This is a genomic window from Ruegeria sp. O11 (assembly GCF_056535285.1).
In genome coordinates this window covers 1-17,095 of the sequence record NZ_JBQERS010000026.1, presented here as the reverse complement: position 1 = coordinate 17,095, position 17,095 = coordinate 1, and the positions used below count along the sequence as shown (strand labels likewise).

16 protein-coding genes, 1 tRNA gene and 1 pseudogene are annotated in these 17,095 nt (G+C 52.9%); 13 read left to right on the top strand and 5 right to left on the bottom strand.

The annotated features are described in order from the left end of the window. From ACRZ91_RS21765 to ACRZ91_RS21755, 3 genes and pseudogenes are all read right to left on the bottom strand, one after another. Window positions 1-435 (bottom strand): annotated as a pseudogene (locus tag ACRZ91_RS21765) (hypothetical protein); the annotation flags it as partial. 84 nt (window positions 436-519) lie between these two features. Then, window positions 520-1,992: a DUF2779 domain-containing protein gene (locus ACRZ91_RS21760; protein ID WP_480908561.1), complete on the bottom strand. Its 1,473-nt coding sequence runs from the start codon at window positions 1,990-1,992 to the stop codon at window positions 520-522. A gap of 108 nt (window positions 1,993-2,100) precedes the next feature. Further along, the gene (locus ACRZ91_RS21755; RefSeq protein WP_480908560.1) at window positions 2,101-2,877 is read right to left on the bottom strand and encodes a 2-keto-4-pentenoate hydratase; all 777 of its coding nucleotides are present in this window, start codon (window positions 2,875-2,877) and stop codon (window positions 2,101-2,103) included. Window positions 2,878-3,399: 522 nt separating this feature from the next. On the opposite strand from ACRZ91_RS21755, the gene ACRZ91_RS21750 reads away from it, so the two are divergent. Together ACRZ91_RS21750 and ACRZ91_RS21745 are read left to right on the top strand one after the other, a co-directional pair. Beyond that, the gene (locus tag ACRZ91_RS21750) at window positions 3,400-4,665 is read left to right on the top strand and encodes a TAXI family TRAP transporter solute-binding subunit (protein ID WP_480908558.1); all 1,266 of its coding nucleotides are present in this window, start codon (window positions 3,400-3,402) and stop codon (window positions 4,663-4,665) included. A gap of 227 nt (window positions 4,666-4,892) precedes the next feature. Continuing rightward, window positions 4,893-6,767 carry a DUF3604 domain-containing protein gene (locus ACRZ91_RS21745; RefSeq protein WP_480654313.1) on the top strand — a complete coding sequence of 625 codons (1,875 nt, stop codon included), beginning with the start codon at window positions 4,893-4,895 and terminating at the stop codon, window positions 6,765-6,767. A 299-nt stretch (window positions 6,768-7,066) separates the two neighbouring features. On the opposite strand, the gene ACRZ91_RS21740 is transcribed toward ACRZ91_RS21745, so the two are convergent. Continuing rightward, window positions 7,067-7,894: a bile acid:sodium symporter family protein gene (locus ACRZ91_RS21740; RefSeq protein WP_480908563.1), complete on the bottom strand. Its 828-nt coding sequence runs from the start codon at window positions 7,892-7,894 to the stop codon at window positions 7,067-7,069. A gap of 246 nt (window positions 7,895-8,140) precedes the next feature. Between ACRZ91_RS21740 and ACRZ91_RS21735 the strand changes: the two genes are divergently transcribed. From ACRZ91_RS21735 to ACRZ91_RS21720, 4 genes are all read left to right on the top strand, one after another. Next, the gene (locus ACRZ91_RS21735) at window positions 8,141-9,151 is read left to right on the top strand and encodes an AraC family transcriptional regulator (RefSeq protein WP_480908556.1); all 1,011 of its coding nucleotides are present in this window, start codon (window positions 8,141-8,143) and stop codon (window positions 9,149-9,151) included. Between the two features lie 161 nt (window positions 9,152-9,312). Beyond that, entirely contained in the window at window positions 9,313-10,179 is an 867-nt protein-coding gene (locus ACRZ91_RS21730) for a cysteine hydrolase family protein (RefSeq protein ID WP_480908554.1), read from the top strand. A 48-nt stretch (window positions 10,180-10,227) separates the two neighbouring features. Further along, window positions 10,228-10,713, top strand: coding sequence for a YHS domain-containing (seleno)protein (locus ACRZ91_RS21725; protein ID WP_480908552.1), 486 nt, complete (start codon window positions 10,228-10,230; stop codon window positions 10,711-10,713). Window positions 10,714-10,850: 137 nt separating this feature from the next. Beyond that, the gene (locus tag ACRZ91_RS21720) at window positions 10,851-11,420 is read left to right on the top strand and encodes a carboxymuconolactone decarboxylase family protein (RefSeq protein WP_480908550.1); all 570 of its coding nucleotides are present in this window, start codon (window positions 10,851-10,853) and stop codon (window positions 11,418-11,420) included. A 19-nt stretch (window positions 11,421-11,439) separates the two neighbouring features. Here the strand turns inward: ACRZ91_RS21720 and ACRZ91_RS21715 are convergent, their stop codons facing one another. Beyond that, window positions 11,440-12,369 (bottom strand): LysR family transcriptional regulator, encoded by a 930-nt coding sequence (locus ACRZ91_RS21715; protein ID WP_480457046.1) that lies wholly within the window; start codon window positions 12,367-12,369, stop codon window positions 11,440-11,442. Window positions 12,370-12,487: 118 nt separating this feature from the next. Between ACRZ91_RS21715 and ACRZ91_RS21710 the strand changes: the two genes are divergently transcribed. The 7 genes from ACRZ91_RS21710 to ACRZ91_RS21680 form a co-directional block, all read left to right on the top strand. After that, window positions 12,488-13,114 carry a pyridoxamine 5'-phosphate oxidase family protein gene (locus ACRZ91_RS21710; RefSeq protein ID WP_480908548.1) on the top strand — a complete coding sequence of 209 codons (627 nt, stop codon included), beginning with the start codon at window positions 12,488-12,490 and terminating at the stop codon, window positions 13,112-13,114. Between the two features lie 60 nt (window positions 13,115-13,174). Then, window positions 13,175-14,155 carry an alpha/beta fold hydrolase gene (locus ACRZ91_RS21705; RefSeq protein ID WP_480908546.1) on the top strand — a complete coding sequence of 327 codons (981 nt, stop codon included), beginning with the start codon at window positions 13,175-13,177 and terminating at the stop codon, window positions 14,153-14,155. Between the two features lie 54 nt (window positions 14,156-14,209). Continuing rightward, window positions 14,210-15,121 carry a PhzF family phenazine biosynthesis protein gene (locus ACRZ91_RS21700; protein WP_480908544.1) on the top strand — a complete coding sequence of 304 codons (912 nt, stop codon included), beginning with the start codon at window positions 14,210-14,212 and terminating at the stop codon, window positions 15,119-15,121. Window positions 15,122-16,068: 947 nt separating this feature from the next. Further along, window positions 16,069-16,162 (top strand) — tRNA-OTHER (locus ACRZ91_RS21695). 19 nt (window positions 16,163-16,181) lie between these two features. Next, window positions 16,182-16,688 (top strand): hypothetical protein, encoded by a 507-nt coding sequence (locus tag ACRZ91_RS21690; RefSeq protein WP_170334775.1) that lies wholly within the window; start codon window positions 16,182-16,184, stop codon window positions 16,686-16,688. Next, the gene (locus ACRZ91_RS21685) at window positions 16,688-16,867 is read left to right on the top strand and encodes a hypothetical protein (RefSeq protein ID WP_170334774.1); all 180 of its coding nucleotides are present in this window, start codon (window positions 16,688-16,690) and stop codon (window positions 16,865-16,867) included. Before ACRZ91_RS21690 ends, ACRZ91_RS21685 begins: the two co-directional genes overlap by 1 nt. A gap of 3 nt (window positions 16,868-16,870) precedes the next feature. Continuing rightward, the coding region (locus tag ACRZ91_RS21680) for a hypothetical protein (RefSeq protein ID WP_480908541.1) at window positions 16,871-17,095 on the top strand (225 nt) is incomplete at its 3' end.

The window sequence follows — 17,095 nt, the reverse complement described above, 5'->3', positions numbered from 1 at the left end:
CTGAATAAGGAAAAACCGTTTAACAGCGAAGTAGTCAGTTGCACCGCGCTCGCGAAGTTCGTCGAAGATCGGAAAGTTGAGCGCGGGTTCTTCGACTGTCAGATCTTGTCTGATCTCTTCAACGTTGTTTGCCAAAAGATAGTAAATTGGGCTTAGAACGTATTCCTCAGGTGCATCCGTTCTTCGGACAAAGTTCTCTCGCTCATGACCGCCATCCCTGTGCCAGCGAAAAGCGACAGTCCCAATCTCGGGATGATGAGCGCGAACAGTGATGTTTGCTCTTTGAAGCGGAATTCCTGCCGAAACAAGACGGTTGCAGAATGCTTCAAGCCAGAGCTCCACAGGCGCATTCTCTAAGCCCTGTTGAACCAGCCAATCTGCTATGTCCTGGATGGCGGCGGTCAGTTCCCAGTTTTGGACTAAAGGAGCTGCCATGATGTCCTCTTAATGAGCTATCTGAACAGTTGGATCTTAGTCTAATTCACTTCAAGGACACATCAAATTCAATTCTCCCACAGCTCACATCGCCAGCAATTCCCGATGAATTGCGACCATTGCCCAGGTGTCACGCGTGCAATACGCAACAAGATCAGTATAGACCTTCTCGCGCGCTGGATCATCCGGTTCAGTCAGTGTTACGTCCTTCCAAAGGCGAGACGCGCTTGCCCCCTCTGTGATGTCCAGATCATCGTATGAAAGTTCTGGCAAAAACGCAGGAAGAACGGCCTTGATAGAGGCGCTTCCCTTGAATGCGGGATCGTTGATCACTTCATCCGCAAACGGCTGCATCAAATCAACTACGCGGGCGTTTAAGCCTTCCAGAAACTCAGCGTGCTCTGGATAAGTTTCCGCCATTTCCGTATTGCGTGATTTCTCGAACGGAGCATACCAAACCACTACAGAGCCAACGTCTCCTATGTCCTCACGAAGCCTTTTCAGTAAGGCTGGCATCGGGTTACTGGCGTCTCGGTGGAGATACTCCCTGTGCTCGTTTTCTCCGCCGGGCTCATGCTGGATATGCAAGGAGTACTGGAAAGCGACTTGCTGATAGGGACGCGTTCCGTCCCAGGGTGGCAGCAAACTCTGAGACGTCTCGTAGTCAAAATAATAAACCGGATAGACAATCTCGCTCAGAAACCTGCTTAACTCCTGATGATCGATAGTGCGTGCACCGTTTGCCACTGCTCTCAAGTAGCGTTGCGCCGACTTGCCCAACACAGATGGATCACTGATCTCGTCAATCTTTGTGATCCCGTCTGCGATTAGTTCGGAGGCTTTTTCCGCGTTCATGAACGGAAGGCGGTGGATGCTGTCTTGCACGATTGGAGGGTCAAGTTTTTCGCGAATGTCCAACCATTCAGCGTAGGATTTTAATCGCGCACGTTCGGGGGACGGATCAGGCATCGTACCACTGGCAACGACGCTCAATGCCTGATCGATACGCGTGCGTGTTTTTTCGAGCTGCTCAGTCACCGCACCAGTGATGTCGGTGATGCTGACAAGCTCTCGCGGATTGATTTCGCCGTTTCTGACGTAATCACGGTTCACATGTGCCACTTCGCAGCGCACAATGGGGAACCCGGCTGCCTCAAGCACGACACGCTGGAATGCGAGATCAAAAGTATGTTCGGGCTTTGCAGATGTCCCGCTCTTGATCTCTGTCAGAACGTACCCATCGCCATTACGGCTCACGATGTCGGAGATGCAAGTTATGGTTCCATCTTCATAGCGTCCCTGTGCCACGGCGTTCGCACCATCTCTCCAAGCATCCAGAGTGCGCGCGGGCAGAGCTTGGTATTCTGAAAAATCTGAAAAACCGAGGCGAACGAGATCACCAAATAGCTCCTCAGCATAAGGCTCAAACGCGTGCCCCTCGTCAAAACGCGCTTGCAATGAAGGGTCAATCGGCGGCAACAGATGCCTGGCGTGTTTCTTGATCCATAGCCAGGCGGGGTGCCTGAGAAACATCATGTAATCTGATTTGGATAGCATGGTGTAACTTGCATCCCAGAATTGATGAAACCAGTGGAAGACCATCATGGTCAGCTATTGAGAGTAACTTTTCTTTGGTGCAGTCGGCGTCACCACTCTACCAAAGCCTCATGTAAATCGTACTGATAGCTCGGTGTCCATCACGCCACCAAAACCAGCTGACCATTCTTCACCCGGAGACACTGGCCATGCGTCTGTCAAAGTACCGGTTGTAACCAGCTCGCCTCCTTGAAGCTGGTCGGCTTCGGAGAGCAGAGACACAAGATGAGCCAGGACTTCAATTGGGCCTCCAAGCGCGTTTTCCCCCTTGCCGGACTCGATAGCCTCGGTGCCCTTGAACAATGCTAGTGGCACTTCGGCCAAGCCGATCAAAACATCATGCGTCGCCGCGATTTTGTCGCCAAGAACAAGGCAGCCGTGCAGTCCTTGTGCTGCGATTGAGTCTTCGACCGAGAATTTCCATTTGGGATAAATCGATTGAACAATTTCAAATCCCGGAGCGACCCACTCCACGCAACCTGCCAACTGCTCATTGTTCATTTCAGCCGTCGGGACATAGCCAAGGCCTAGTACGATTTCTGGTTCGATTCTCGGTTCTGAATACCTTGCCAAACTTACCGGCTGATCAGTCGAAAACAGACCATCTGCGTGGACCTCTCCCCAAATGGGTTGATCCACACCATAAACAGGCCAAATCGTGCGGTTCGTGAAGCCGACTTTTCGGCCGACTCTCTTTTTACCCTGAAGCTCTCGGACGCGACTTGCAATCGAATATGCGTCATCCAGCGTTAGCCGTTCTGCCTCTGAAGACAGTTTAGATATCTGCTGGGCAGAGCTCAGGGCATCAGCGATTTTCTGAGCGTTAGATTCAATATCTCTTGTCATATTCGCATTATACGCGCCGAACGCTGGATTGCGATGCAAGCGAGGTTTTGAAGAACCGGGATGGTGATCTCCGCCTAAGTCTAGGTTCAGGACCTATGAAGTGTCTCGAACTTAAACGGCAGTTTCTACTATCAGCGGATGTTCGACATAATCGGGGCAACGCCTGAGTTGCGGACTTTGCCGCCATTGGCCCGCTTTCACCGAAGGACCGCAGACAGCCTAAACCGGACATTCGCAACAAGACTTTGCAATTTCCGAGATGCGGGACATTGCCGACAAAAAGACAAAACTAAAACTCTGGTTTACGATAGGATAAACCGTTGCTTAGACGGCCAGTTTTTGATTTCAACCTCGTTCAAGCGCTCTTGGTTTTTTGCGCAACCAACTTATTCTTCAGGGATACTTGAACCGAAGAACTCCAACTTTCGAGTGCTACCCACTGTGATCGGTTTCTCGTTGGCAAAAAGACTGCTATCAAATGAGAACGAATTATCGGTTCCGATCATCTGAATGTGAGAATAAATGCGCTTAGCTCTTTTCATTCTCTTTCCGATTATGTTTATCGGGTTGCTTGTTTTTCTGATCTTTGGCTTGAAACCGCCCAACAGTATTAAGCTGGCCGCTGGCATAAGCGGCGGCGGATATTGGCAAGTTGGACAACTCTACAAAGCAGAACTTGCACGTGACGGCATTCAGGTAATTTTAGTTGAAACTGAGGGGTCCGTTGAGAACATTCAGAAACTTGTTTCTGGCGAAGTGGACGCCGCATTTGTTCAGGGTGGCCTGGAATTACCTCAGGACGAAAACTTACAGTCTTTGGGCGCCATTTTTCTTGAACCCATGGTGGTGTTCCGCGGAAAGTCTAGTCCAGTCGGGACCAATGCAGGAGAATGGGAAGACATTCGCTTAGCTGCAGGAACCAAGGCGTCCGGTACTCGCGCCGCCGCTTTAGCGCTAATTGAGGCCGCCGAGTTGCAAAATGTCGGCATAAACCTCGTCGATGTCGGGGGCAATGATGCGATAAAGGCGTTATATGCCAACGAAGCGGATGCGGCGTTGTTTGTCGCTCCACTCGATGCACCTTACCTTATGGATGCAATTTTTGATCCAGAAATCATTTTCGTCCCTATGGCTTTGGTCGATGCCCTTGCATTGAAACTTTCCGGAGCGAATTCGGTAACTGTACCGGCAGGATCAATCACACTTGACCCTCCAAGACCACCAGAGGACGTCAAGATCTTAGCATTGCGAGCTTCACTTATCGCCGCATCCGATCTGCACCCTGCAGTAACCGATAGGTTAGTGAATGCAGCAAAGAACATTCATAGCGAACCTAATATTTTGCAAAGTGCGCGCGAGTATCCGAACACGGCTTCACCGCCTGTACCACTGAACAAAATTGCCACAGAACTCATAAACTCTGGGCCAAACTTTTTGCATGGCGTCTTGCCATATTGGATCGCAGCCCAGTTTGGCAGCGTACTGTTATTGCTGTTGCCTTTGTTGTTCTTAGTACCGTTTTTGCGGATAGTCCCGTCCAGTTACGTGTGGTTTCAAAAGCGCCGGGTCTGGCGTTTTTATCAGCGTATCATGGCGCTTGAGGAGGAACTCAGCAAGGCACAGACCTCAACTGAGGTTGAAGAAGTCGCCAAAAATATCGAAAACGTGGACACCGCGCTTGCAAATCTGAATCTGCCGCTCGCATACCGCCGGGGAGCATATGATGCACGTTTGCACATAGACCTAATTCGACAGGAGATTGCGCGTCGCCAAACTGCAAAAAGTTGATGAAACCTCAACGTTCGCAAGCAATCCGCGCTAAAATACCTTTTTAATTTGAGACTTCGATACAGGTGTGTGCTTTAGTTATTGCGTGTACGCCGTTTTGGGGTCGCAGCCATCGTTCGCAGAGATTTATTGAGCGGCGGCTGTGCTGGACGAATAGAGTTCAGATTATGCGTCATAGTTACTTGTATTGAGCGTTGTTAGGTTTGAACAAAATATGAGGTTAGGAAATGATCCGTTTAGCATCTATTCTGACTATCGCGCTTGCGGCTGGTGCGCACGCTGAGGACGTCCCAAGCACTCAACCTGGCGACAGAGAGTATTCTCCTTACCCGCAGCAAGACTTCCCTAATCAGGTCTTTTTCGGTGACACCCATTTGCACACATCGTACTCTGCTGATGCCGGCATGATCGGGAATGTACTTGGCCCTGATGAAGCGTACAGGTTTGCCAAAGGCGAAGTCGTTATATCCAGCACCGGAGTCGAAGCGAGGTTGCGCCGACCATTGGATTTTCTGGTTATCGCCGATCACGCCGAGAACCTTGGTCTTGCGCCGTTGCTCTCAGCCAAAGATGCCACGCTGCTCTCCACGGAGTTTGGCCAGCAACTGAACGCGGCTGTCGAGGCCGGTGATCCCGTTGGCGCATGGTCGATTTGGAGCCAAGCCAAGTCCACTGGCACAGACCCATTGGCGGATTATCAGGAGATTTACCAAACGGCGTGGAGCAACATTACCTCTGCCGCTGAGGCACACAATCAACCGGGTTTGTTTACTGCGCTTATCGGGTTCGAGTGGACCTCAAACCCACAGCGGAACAATCTGCACAGGAATGTCATATTCAACGGTGACAAAGAGGGCGCTGACAAGATCATCCCGTTCTCGAACTTTGATAGCTTTGACCCCGAAGACCTTTGGGCATGGATGGAACAAGCCGAAGAGACAACAGGCCAAAAGCTGCTCGCGATCCCGCACAATGGCAATTTGTCCAACGGGTTGATGTTCGACGAAGTGCGCTTGTCCGGCGAAGCGTTCGATGTTGAGTATTTCAAACAGCGTGCCAAGTGGGAACCGATCTACGAAATCACGCAAATGAAAGGTGACGGCGAAGCACATCCCATGCTGTCACCAGACGATGAATTTGCTGACTTCGAAACGTGGGACAAAGGACAACTTGGACCAGAGCCCAAGACACCGGAGATGCTTCCACGCGAGTATGCGCGGGCAGCATTGCGGCGGGGGCTTGGATACGAGGCGGAAACAGGGACAAACCCTTTCAAATTTGGCGTGATCGGTTCAACCGATGCTCATACATCGCTGTCCACGGTTGGCGAGGACAATTTCTTCGGGAAAGTCGCGGCTGTTGAACCTACTGCTGACCCGATCCGATTTGAAGAAGTCGTCGGCGGCATTGGTGGTGACGAGAGTGTTGCCCAATATGCATGGCAGACTTCGGCGTCGGGTTTGGCGGCCGTTTGGGCAAGGGAAAACACCCGCGAGGCCATTTGGGATGCTTTTGCTCGGAAGGAGGTCTATGCGACCACGGGACCGCACATGCGTATTCGCGTTTTTGCCGGATTTGAATTCGACGAAACAGACCTGCCACGAGCGGATTTTGCCGCGTATGGATATGAAAATGGCGTCCCCATGGGGGCGGATTTGCCAGCGGATAGTGACGGTCGGTCTCCGCGCCTTCTCGTCCGTGCGCTCCGTGACCCCGATGGGGCCAACCTCGACCGTATTCAGATTGTCAAAGGCTGGCTGAACAGTGACGGCACAACTTCGGAACGTGTTTATGATGTTGCTTGTGGCGGGCGTGAGCTTGTAAACACGGCGTGTGAGGGCCCGGTTGGCAATACGGTGGATGTAGAAAACGCGTATTGGACAAATGACATCGGCCAGGCAATTCTCGCCGGATATTGGAAAGACCCGAACTTCGACCCGACGCAAAGCGCGTTTTACTATGTCAGAGTGCTGGCAATACCAACGCCGCGTTGGACGACATACGATGCAAAGGTGTTCGGAACGGAGATCCCAGACGAAGCGCCGCGCTCGATACAGGAGCGGGCCTACACATCACCAATTTGGTACACACCTCAGGGATGAGTGATATTAGGTGAAGACTAAGTATCACTTAGTCTGCTCTGGGCTAAAAGCGGACCTTAGCTGCTCCAGGCCTGAATGACGGCACTGCGGGACAAAACTGACCTTGGAGTCTACACCTTCGCTGACGCAGGATCCACCACACTGGCAGCAACAGCTTTTTCCTTCAACAGGGAAAATCGCCAAAGCGGCCGTTCCACAGAGGGCTTGGGAGCTCCTTGATCGCTCTTTGACTAGATGGCGCTCTGGCATGGAAACAAAGGGGCCTGGCTCAGCGCATAACCAGAGCTAGCAAATAGGCGTCAGGATCTTGAAATTGGGCTTCTTCGCGCAAGGAAAGCGAAGACAGGCAACATTGTTACGATCCAGACCACGCTATATATTGCGGATGGGATGGCATATTCGCTTAACCCATTGGTGTTAGGCAACAGCAAAGTGGCAATTGCGATTCCCAAAGCTCCGTTTTGAACGCCGGTCTCAATTGAAATCGTCTTAGCCTCGATGTCTGTGCATCCGAGCATCCCTGAACTCATGATGCCAATAAACGTGAGTGACGCACCTACAACAAAAAGTGCGGGTCCAAGCCTAAGGTAGTTATCCGCGACCACCACCCAGTTTGAAATGATCGCGCCTCCGATGACCATCGCAAAAAGTAGCATAGAGACCTTGCTAAAGATTGGTTCGACAGCGGCTACAATTCGCGGCGCCAAGGATCGCGCGATCACCCCGACTAGGATCGGTGAAGCTGTTAAAAAAAATATTGCTATAGCCGTCGACGAAATGTCGATAGCGGGCGCAGTTGCCCCCATGAACATCTGCATCGAAAACCCCAGGATGAGCGGTACGGTAACGACACAAGTCAGACTGAAGACTGCTGTAAGAGTAACCGACAAAGCGACATCCCAATTCGAAAGCTTGGTCACGATGTTACTGATCGCCCCGCCCGGACAGGCCGCTAAAATCATGATGCCAACGGCTGTCTCAGCGGAAATCCCAAAGATAAAAGTCACCATCAAAGCGATGCAAGGCAGCAAAATGATCTGGTTGAGAGCGCCGACGCAAAAGGCCCGTGGACGTCGTCCGATGCGTTGAAAGTCAGCCGCTGTGAGTCCGAGGCCAAGGCAGAACATGATGACAACAACTGCGAGCGGCAGCAGCACAGATATGAAAATTTCGCCCATCTATCATGACCTCGATGACTGCATGCTTCGCGCACGTTCTCGGACGATACCGTTCAGAAAATCTGATGACGAGGTTTATCAGTTTGGCGCATTTATCCTCAAGCGCCCGAAGATCTAGGCTGTCTTTATTTATTATACCTATCACAGGGTTGGACGATCTGGCGTGAAAGAGCTTTCCAGTGCTAATCTCACTGTATGGCAAGTGTAACTTACGCATTCGCCCGCGCGATGGCCAACGCCGCCGGGATGACGCTGAACGACGATGGCGCCCTGATTTCGAATGGCGCTGTCGTGCTGCGTTTACCAGAAGCTCAAGACGGCCAATTGGCGGATGATACGTATTTCGATCTGATCGATTGGATTCGTGCGCAACAAGCGGACGAGGCCGCGTTGGTTGAGGCCTATGCGAACGCGATTGCGACCGATGATCTCGGCGTACTTGGCTTGGCCGTAAAGACAGCTCCGACCTTGCGGCAATCTTTGCAACGGATCGAGCGTTATTTTCGTCTCGTAACGGACACCGCAGTTTACAGACTTGATGAAACCGGCGATCCGGTCCTTTGGATTTTTGAGGGACAAACTTCACATCGCGCTGCCTTGGAGCTGCGCAACGAATGCGCGCTTGCGGCCTTTGCGAGGAACATGCATCGGTTTGTGGGTGATGGGTTGTCGCTCGCATATGTCACGTTTCAGCATCCATGCAGACAAGAACCAGAGCGTTACGCCGAATATTTCGGGTGCCCGGTTCGATTTGGGAGCGCCCACAACGCCATTGCTATGCGCCCTGCTATGCTGGAAAGCGAAAATCGTCTTGGCGATCCGGGCTTGTCAGATTTCATGACGAAGCACCTGGATGAGGAGTTCAACTCTCGCGATGACGACACCTCACTGAGCCAAGCAATTGTCCACCGGCTTACGCCAGCCCTAAGTAACGGCGCACCGCAGGCGGCGCATGTCGCCCAAGAGATGGGAATGAGCGAGCGCACTCTTTACCGCAGGTTGGCCGAAGAAGGGCTGACCTATCGCGACGTTCTTGGTCAGGCACAAGTTGCACTCGCTCGTGACCTGCTCCGTGACGGTAAGGCTTCCATAGCCGAGATCGCCTTTATGACCGGGTTTTCGGAACAGAGCACGTTCAGCCGCGCCTTCAAGCGTTGGGTCGGACAGGCTCCCGCTCGTTTCCGACAGCAAGCGACCTCCGACTAGGCGCACACCTCAAGACCACATGGCAGGTTCGGTCAAAACCTTGGCAGGGCCTGCCAATACCTCGGCCAATGTTGTGCCTAACTTCTTCTTTGTCAGATCCACTTGGGGCGCTGCCGAGTAAGGCAAACCGCTTTGCCCCACTCAGACAAAGGAAATTTGCAATGAGCAATCATGACCACAAACATAGAAACGGCTGCGGCTGCGACGTCACGCCGGAACGCGTTGATATGGCGCGCCGCCGCCTCCTGACGCAAGCCGCCGGTGCGGCCGCTGCTGGAACAACAATCGCGGCTGGCGGGCAGGCCCTTGCGGCGACCGATGAGGCCCGCGCCTACTACGCTGACCCGGAAAATCCAGGCCTTCCCCAAATCGACATGACCATCGAACCGGGGCGTACCGCGCTTGTGGTGACCGATCCCCAAATTGATTTTCTGTCAGAGGACGGTGTGACGTGGGGCGTCGTTGGCGAAAGCGTGACCGAACAGGGCACCGTCGACAATATCGAACGGCTTTTCATTGCTGCCAAGGCTGCGGGGATGCCGGTCTTCATCTCGCCCCACTATTACTACCCGCATGATCACAAGTGGGAGTTCGAGGGCACTCTGGAAGCCACGATGCACAGCATCGGTATGTTTGACCGCCTGGGACCGCTCAACCTGGACAATTTCGAGGGCTCAGGTGCCGACTGGATGCCGCAGTACAAAAAGTACATTGAGGATGGCGAAACCATCATTTGTTCGCCCCACAAGGTTTATAGCCCTGCTCAGAACGACCTGAACCTGCAGTTGCGCAAGCGCAAGATCGACAAGGTGATCCTTGCGGGGATGTCGGCGAACCTGTGTACGCAAGCGCATCTCTACGAACTGCTGGAGCTGGGCTACGAAGTTGCTGTCGTTCGCGATGCCACGGCCGGAGCCAAGGTGCCTGAAGGTGACGGGTATCTCGCAGCCATCATCAACTTCCGCATGGTCGCCAACGGCGTCTGGTGGACTGACGACGCGGTTGAGCGCATTGGCCAATCGGCCTGACCCAAACCGATCTTCCAATTTGATCCTAACATCCTGAAAGGACATATCATGACACGCATCTTTACATTTCCCACACTTACAACAGCGTTGACTCTCGCCTTGGTGGCGGCGGCATTGGCCGACGATGAATACAACGTTTCGAACAGTCTTACCCTGACTGGACACCCCCTCGGCATGCACGGCGTCGATCCTGTGTCGATGTTTGAAGCCGAGAATCCTGAGATGGGCAACGCCACTTACACGTCGCCCCATGATGGTGTGGACTACTATTTTGCGTCGCAAGCGGCGCAAGCTACATTCGAAGCGGATCCGACGGCACATCTGCCTCAATTCGGCGGGTTCTGCACCTTTGGCGTCTATGTAGGCAAGAAGCTTGATGGCGATGTTCGGTATGCCGATATCGTGGACGACAAGCTCTATCTCTTTGTGAATGAGGACATCTTCAAGAAGTACCTTGAGGACAAAGAGACCGTGATCCAAGGCGCCCATGCCAAGTGGGCAGACATCCACCACACGCCTGTCGGCAGCCTATGATTGAGGAGTTTGGTGGCTTTTGCCGGTCGGAGCCACCGCTGCCTCGCCCCTCCCCAAAAGACCGGCATTTCTCCAAGACGCGCTGTCCGCAAGAACAATTTGAGTGCGTCGAAAGCTCTTCCTAAAGGAAACCAGACATGACTGATTTTGAGACCTATACAATCGCCTCCGCCCCTGACGCGGCGAAACCAATTCTGGAAGCATCGCTGAAAGGGTATGGCTTTGTCCCCATCCTTTATGCCGCCATGGCCGAAGCTCCCGCAATTCTGGAAGGCTACACAACACTTTCCAGCATCTTCGGAAAGACCAGCCTGTCAGAAACCGAGCGCCAGATCATCCTTATGACCAACAACCGGTTGAACGGGTGCAAGTACTGCATGGCCGCCCATACCACTCTTTCACAGATGGCCGGTGTCCCCGAAGACGTGATCGCGGCATTGCGCGATGGCAGTCCCATTACCGACCCCAAGTTGGAAGCGCTGCGCAAATTCGCCATCGTGATCAACGAAAGCCGGGGCTGGCCCAGCGACGCGCAGGTCGAGGCGTTTCTGACGGCTGGTTACACACGCCAATCTATGCTGGAAGTCATCCTTGGCACAGCGTTGAAAACCCTGTCGAACTATACGAACTATGTGGCGGACACAGCTTTGGATGATGCCTTTGTCCCAAATGCATGGATCGCCCCGGTCGCGGCGGTGGCTGAATAGCGCGACGCCCGCCCATTTGTTAATCTTGCTTTTGGACCTGTGTTTGGTTCCCGACAAGAAGGGGATCCGATTTGAGACGTCCGACAGCAAAGTCAACAAAAGTGCGCACCTTCGCAGACACGGTTCGTCCCTCTTGATGCACAAGATGGATGGGGACTTCGGGTGGTTCATACGACTTTAGAACAGTCTTGAGCCGCCCATCTGCAATGTAGGGTGCGACTTGATAGGACAGAAGCCGCCCGACACCATGACCTTGCAAGGCCAACTCGATCACAGCGTCATTTGTGTTCATGCTGATGCGTGGGCTCATGCGTTTGGTGACAGTCTTTCTGCCCCGTTGAAAATGCCATTGGGCCGATGCATTCAAGGCAGTTGAATTAATGATTGCATGGCAGGATAAATCGTCGGGCGTATCTGGTTCGCCATATCGGTCAAGATATTTACGGGAAGCAAACACGACCTGCCTCACCGTGCCACACCTGACAGCCATCAAACTGGAATCAGCGAGGTTGCCAATTCTGATCCCGACGTCGAGACCCTCATCAATCAGATTGACCACGCGGTCCACATAGAGCGTGCGCGCCGAGAGCTTTGGATACAGATCCAGAAAATCGCCCAAAATTGGAGTGACGAACATACGGCCAAACAGGACTGATGCAGTAACACTAATTTCCCCGGTCGGTTCGGCATAGGAACCGACAGCGGCGCGCTCGGCCTCTTCAAGGTCAGCCAGAATACGTCTGGCATCCTCAAAAAACCTTTGCCCGCTATCAGTCAGCATCACTGAGCGCGTTGTGCGTACAAAAAGACGTAGCCCGAGGCTGTCCTCAAGCATAGAAACCATTCGGGTCACTGTCGGTGGTGACATGTTGAGGTCGCGGGCCGCAGCAGCGAAACCTTTTAGTTCGGCGACCTTCACAAAGACTTTTAACGCGTGAAATCTGTCCAAGACATTATTCCATATTTTTGAATAATATATTGCCAAGTATCCAAATTCCGCAACTTGAAAGCTCCAATTAACTTCACCTCAGTCCCAGGGCATCGCCCAGGCCGAGATGGAGAATTCAATGGCACGACCCTTTGCAGAGATCAGCTTCACGCCCTCCGTTCGCGAAACGCAGGCCAAAAACGGGTCAGCTAACGGCTACGCGAAGTTTCTGGACGGCACGCGTCAGGAGGACTCTATCAGCCCGGTCGAGGCCAGGTTCATCGAGCAAAGAGACGGCTTCTATCAGGCAACAGTCTCGGAAACCGGCTGGCCCTATGTACAATTTCGCGGTGGACCTGCGGGTTTTCTGAAAGTGTTGGATGAACGGACACTTGCCTACGCCGATTTCCGCGGCAACCGGCAATATCTCAGCACCGGGAATCTGCTGGACAATGACCGAATCTCGCTGATCCTGATGGATTATCCCAATCAGCGACGCCTCAAGATCTGGGGTCGGGCGAAACTCATTGATGCCGATGCCGATCCGGCGCTGATGCAACGCCTGAGTGAGCCGGGCTATCGCGCTCATCCTGAGCGGGCGATTGTGATCAAGCTTGAGGCAATGGACTGGAACTGCCCGCAGCACATCCCCCAACGCCTGACCCTTGAAGAATTTGAAGATTACCTCGTCCCGCTTCGCACTGAGCTGGAAGCACTGAAAGCTCGAAACGCAAGGCTCGAAGAGACACTGAGTCAGCAAATCTGACCGATATCAAGCCCCGCGCGTTCAAGCACGCACGCCGTAACCTGAAGAAAGGAAACATCCATGTCGCGCAATCTGAAATCTGTCCTGAGCGCCAGCATTCTCGCACTTTCCATTGCTGCGCCATTTACACCGGCGCCAGCAATCGCCGCAGAGACTGGAGTTGAAGTTGCGCAAGCCGTCAGCTTCCGCACGGAAGAAATCGGCGACATCGCTATCGCCTATCGTGAAGCCGGAGACTCAAACAGACCTACTGTCCTGCTGCTTCATGGCTTTCCGACCTCATCACATATGTTCCGCAACCTTATCCCTGAACTGGCCAAGCACTACCACGTGATCGCACCCGATTTTCCCGGATTTGGAGCGTCGGACATGCCAAAAGCCGAGAATTTCGAGTATTCCTTTGCGAACATTGCCGAAATTATGACGTCTCTGCTCGACCGGAAGGGTGTCGATCAATATGCGGTCTATCTGATGGATTACGGTGCCCCGGTTGGTTTCCGTATGTTTGCGGAACAGCCCGAGCGGGTAACCGGCTTCATCATTCAAAACGGGAATGCTTACGAGGAAGGGCTGCGCGAGTTCTGGGATCCAATCAAAGCTTATTGGGCCGACCCATCGCAAGAGAACGGCGACCAGCTTCGTGGATTCCTCACTCTGGATGCAACCAAATGGCAGTTCACCCACGGCGTTAAAAAACCGGAACTGATCAGTCCCGACAATTATTGGCATGTCCAATACCTGCTCGACCGCAAAGGTAATCAAGAGGTGCAACTTGAACTCTTCCTAGACTACGGCACCAATGTTGCCGAGTACCCAAAATGGCAAGCGCTGTTTCGGAAGCATCAACCCCCGGCGCTACTGATGTGGGGTAAGAATGATCACATCTTTCCGGTCGAAGGCGCCTATCCCTATGAAAGCGATCTGAATGATCTCGATTTTCATCTGCTCGATACGGGTCACTTCGCGCTGGAAGAATATGGGCCCGAGATTGCGGCGCAAATGACCGCCTTTCTGAATCGCATCACCGCCGCCAGCAACTGACGTAAAACTGGCCGCACCATGCTCAAAGGTGCGGCCGACGCATGGAGAAAACCAATGAATACGCAAGCAAATACTGTCAGACAGGTAACGGTTGAAATCGTACACGGCTTTGTCGACGGTGGCGCCGGTGGAAATCCCGCAGGCGTCGTCCTGGATGCTGATGAATTGGGCGAACAGGAAATGCAAACCGTCGCGGCAAGGGTAGGATTGTCCGAAACGGCCTTTGTGTCGCAGTCCAAGACAGAGGGCTTCAAACTGGATTTCTTCACACCGAACAGGCGCATCGCTCATTGCGGTCATGCAACAATTGCCGCCTTCTCTCACCTTGACGCGCTGGGCCGGATTCCCAATCCCAACACCTCGAAGGAGACAGTTGATGGGCCAAGGCGCATACTAATGAAAGAGGGCGCCGCCTATATGGAACAGCTAGCCCCAAAATACGCGATACCAGAGGAATGGGTGGAAAAAGGTGTAAGCATCGACGATGTACTGAACTCCCTTGGGATCAGCAGACATCACCTTGATCAGGAAATACCACCGATTTTAGTCAATACCGGTAACAGTTTCATTGTCATCGGCCTCGCTGATGCCGATGGTCTTGCCAATGTGAAACCAGATTTTGCCAAAATCACGCAAATCAGCGAACGACTGGATTTGATCGGCTACTACGTCTTCACAAGAGACCCATCGGCGACCGACCGAGACGCTACAACCCGCATGTTTGCGCCCCGATACGCGATTGAGGAAGAAGCCGCGACGGGGATGGCTGCGGGGCCCTTAGCATGTGTATTGCACGACTTTGTCGGATCATCTCAACGATCATTTCAAATCGAACAAGGGGTGTTTATGAACCCGGCGAGCCCGAGCCTAATAAAAATCGATCTGGAAATCGATAATGGAACAATCTCTGGCCTCTTGGCAGGTGGTTTCGGCAAGGTCATGTGCTCGCGTCGAATTGGTTTCTAGCGTTGCGCTCGCGGCGAATGGCTGGCTTTGCGGGCTGCACCGCAGCAACGACGCCCATTGGGCAACGTCCGAATTGGGCCGTCCGCTGAATTTTGAAAAGTCCGGATTCCTGCGCATCGCTGACCTTACGGTACGGAGAAGCAATTTGTGTTCTCTGCTCAACGCTACACTAGATGTAGGTACGCGCATAACGCTGCATTCCTTTCGTTGATTTCATTCATGAAATTCAAGTGTGCTCGCCCATAACTTTACGCGACGTTTGCGCATTACTTTGCACGATTTGCCCATAAGTTTGCGTGGTTCAAAGTACACGCTCAATTGGCAGTGGTTTCTGAACAAGCCCTACAACTTTTTGGTATTTTCCTTCAATCACAGCTACGCTTTGATTGGCAAATTTCAACTCACGTTTGCAGAATGCAGCTCACTTGCACGCTTGCGATAGATCCCAAAATAAAATTCCGGCGGTGGGGGCTCGATATGCATTCGGCTGATACGTCACGTCATAGAACATATCGGTCGAAACAGAACGCTAGACTTAGAAGCGCTAAAAGAGCGGATGCGCACCATAGACTGGTCGCAGCTTGATGGAGTCCAATGTTGGGCCTGCGACTATCAATCCGATGCGGACATGCTGCGGTGTTTGAACTATCTCCAGAAACTCGATCACTGAGGTGAGTTTTGATCTTTGGCGAAGCTTCAGAGTTCGAGTCCGGAACGCAGAGCATCGAATCGTTTTACGCTCTGAGAGCGACCCCAGATAAGTTGCCTAATTCAATTTAGCACACGCTAAGCTAGAAGGTTCCCAGAACTACGCGGTGAATTTCGAAGTGCAGCATGCTCCGTCTTGACATGGTTATACGAACTGGTTCAGCTTGCGGTCATGACGTTCACACGCATCCACTGCCATCGAATATCGGCCTGAGGTCGATAACCCACGCGAAATCCGCGGGAGGCAGCATTGGTATGCGGGCGAGGCTTATATCCTTGTAATTGCTCCAGATTAGAGTGCACGAGTCGGTTCGATTCCGACGCCTCCTACCATCCTCAGGAGGCGTCAGACATGGCGAACGACGTCACGAACACAATTGATTTCAACGACATCAAGCAGTCGGTCGAGAAGAACCTCGGCCGCACACCCGAAGGGTGGTCCGGCTTGGTCACGACGCTCTTCACAGAGATCAAAGAACACTGCGATCTAAAGGATGCCACCTACCCCTTCATCCTCCAGATCAAGGAAAAGCTGGGAGAGCTCCGCATCTACCACAGGTGTGATGATCGATGCATCCAGTCGATGATTGCTGCGACGATTGCACGAGCAAATCGTACCTGTGAGCGATGCTCAAACGCTGCCGAGACCCAGCTGTTGGACGGCTGGTACACTACACTGTGTTGTTGGTGCGCGCATGAAGTCGCAAGCAAGCGCCACCCTGAAAGGAAGAGGCTTTTTGGCGTTCGACAGAAGCCCATTCGAGATCGAATGACCTGCGGTGTCTGCGGATATTACGGCCAGATTGACCGAACGGATGACCGTAATCGGTGCCCCGCGTGCGTGAAGAAGGACTGGTGATGACCGCCGAACAACAGGTGATCTTCAATAGAATTATGGAAGGCAACGATGATGAGGACTACGCCCGGAAGCTCATGAATACTGGCTCGCTGGCCACAGGTCATGTCCCGCCGATTGCCCTTTGCCAAGTCTCGAGAGGGGGCTTCCATCTCAACAAGACCAAGTTCTGGAGAATGTGACTGATGGATGATATCGAAAAGAGCTGGAAGGAATTCCGGGAAAAGGTCCGAGGTGTGATCGAGGACCATGGAGCGCCAGATGATCTCCGCTCATTTGACGCCTGGTACGCCGAAGAAATGCGTTTGGTGATGGCGCACAACTACCCAGCTCCGCACGTCTCTGACGTCACATGGTCGACCGAGGGTCTGCATGTCGAGTGTGATGAACGCGAAGTGGTCGACCGTATG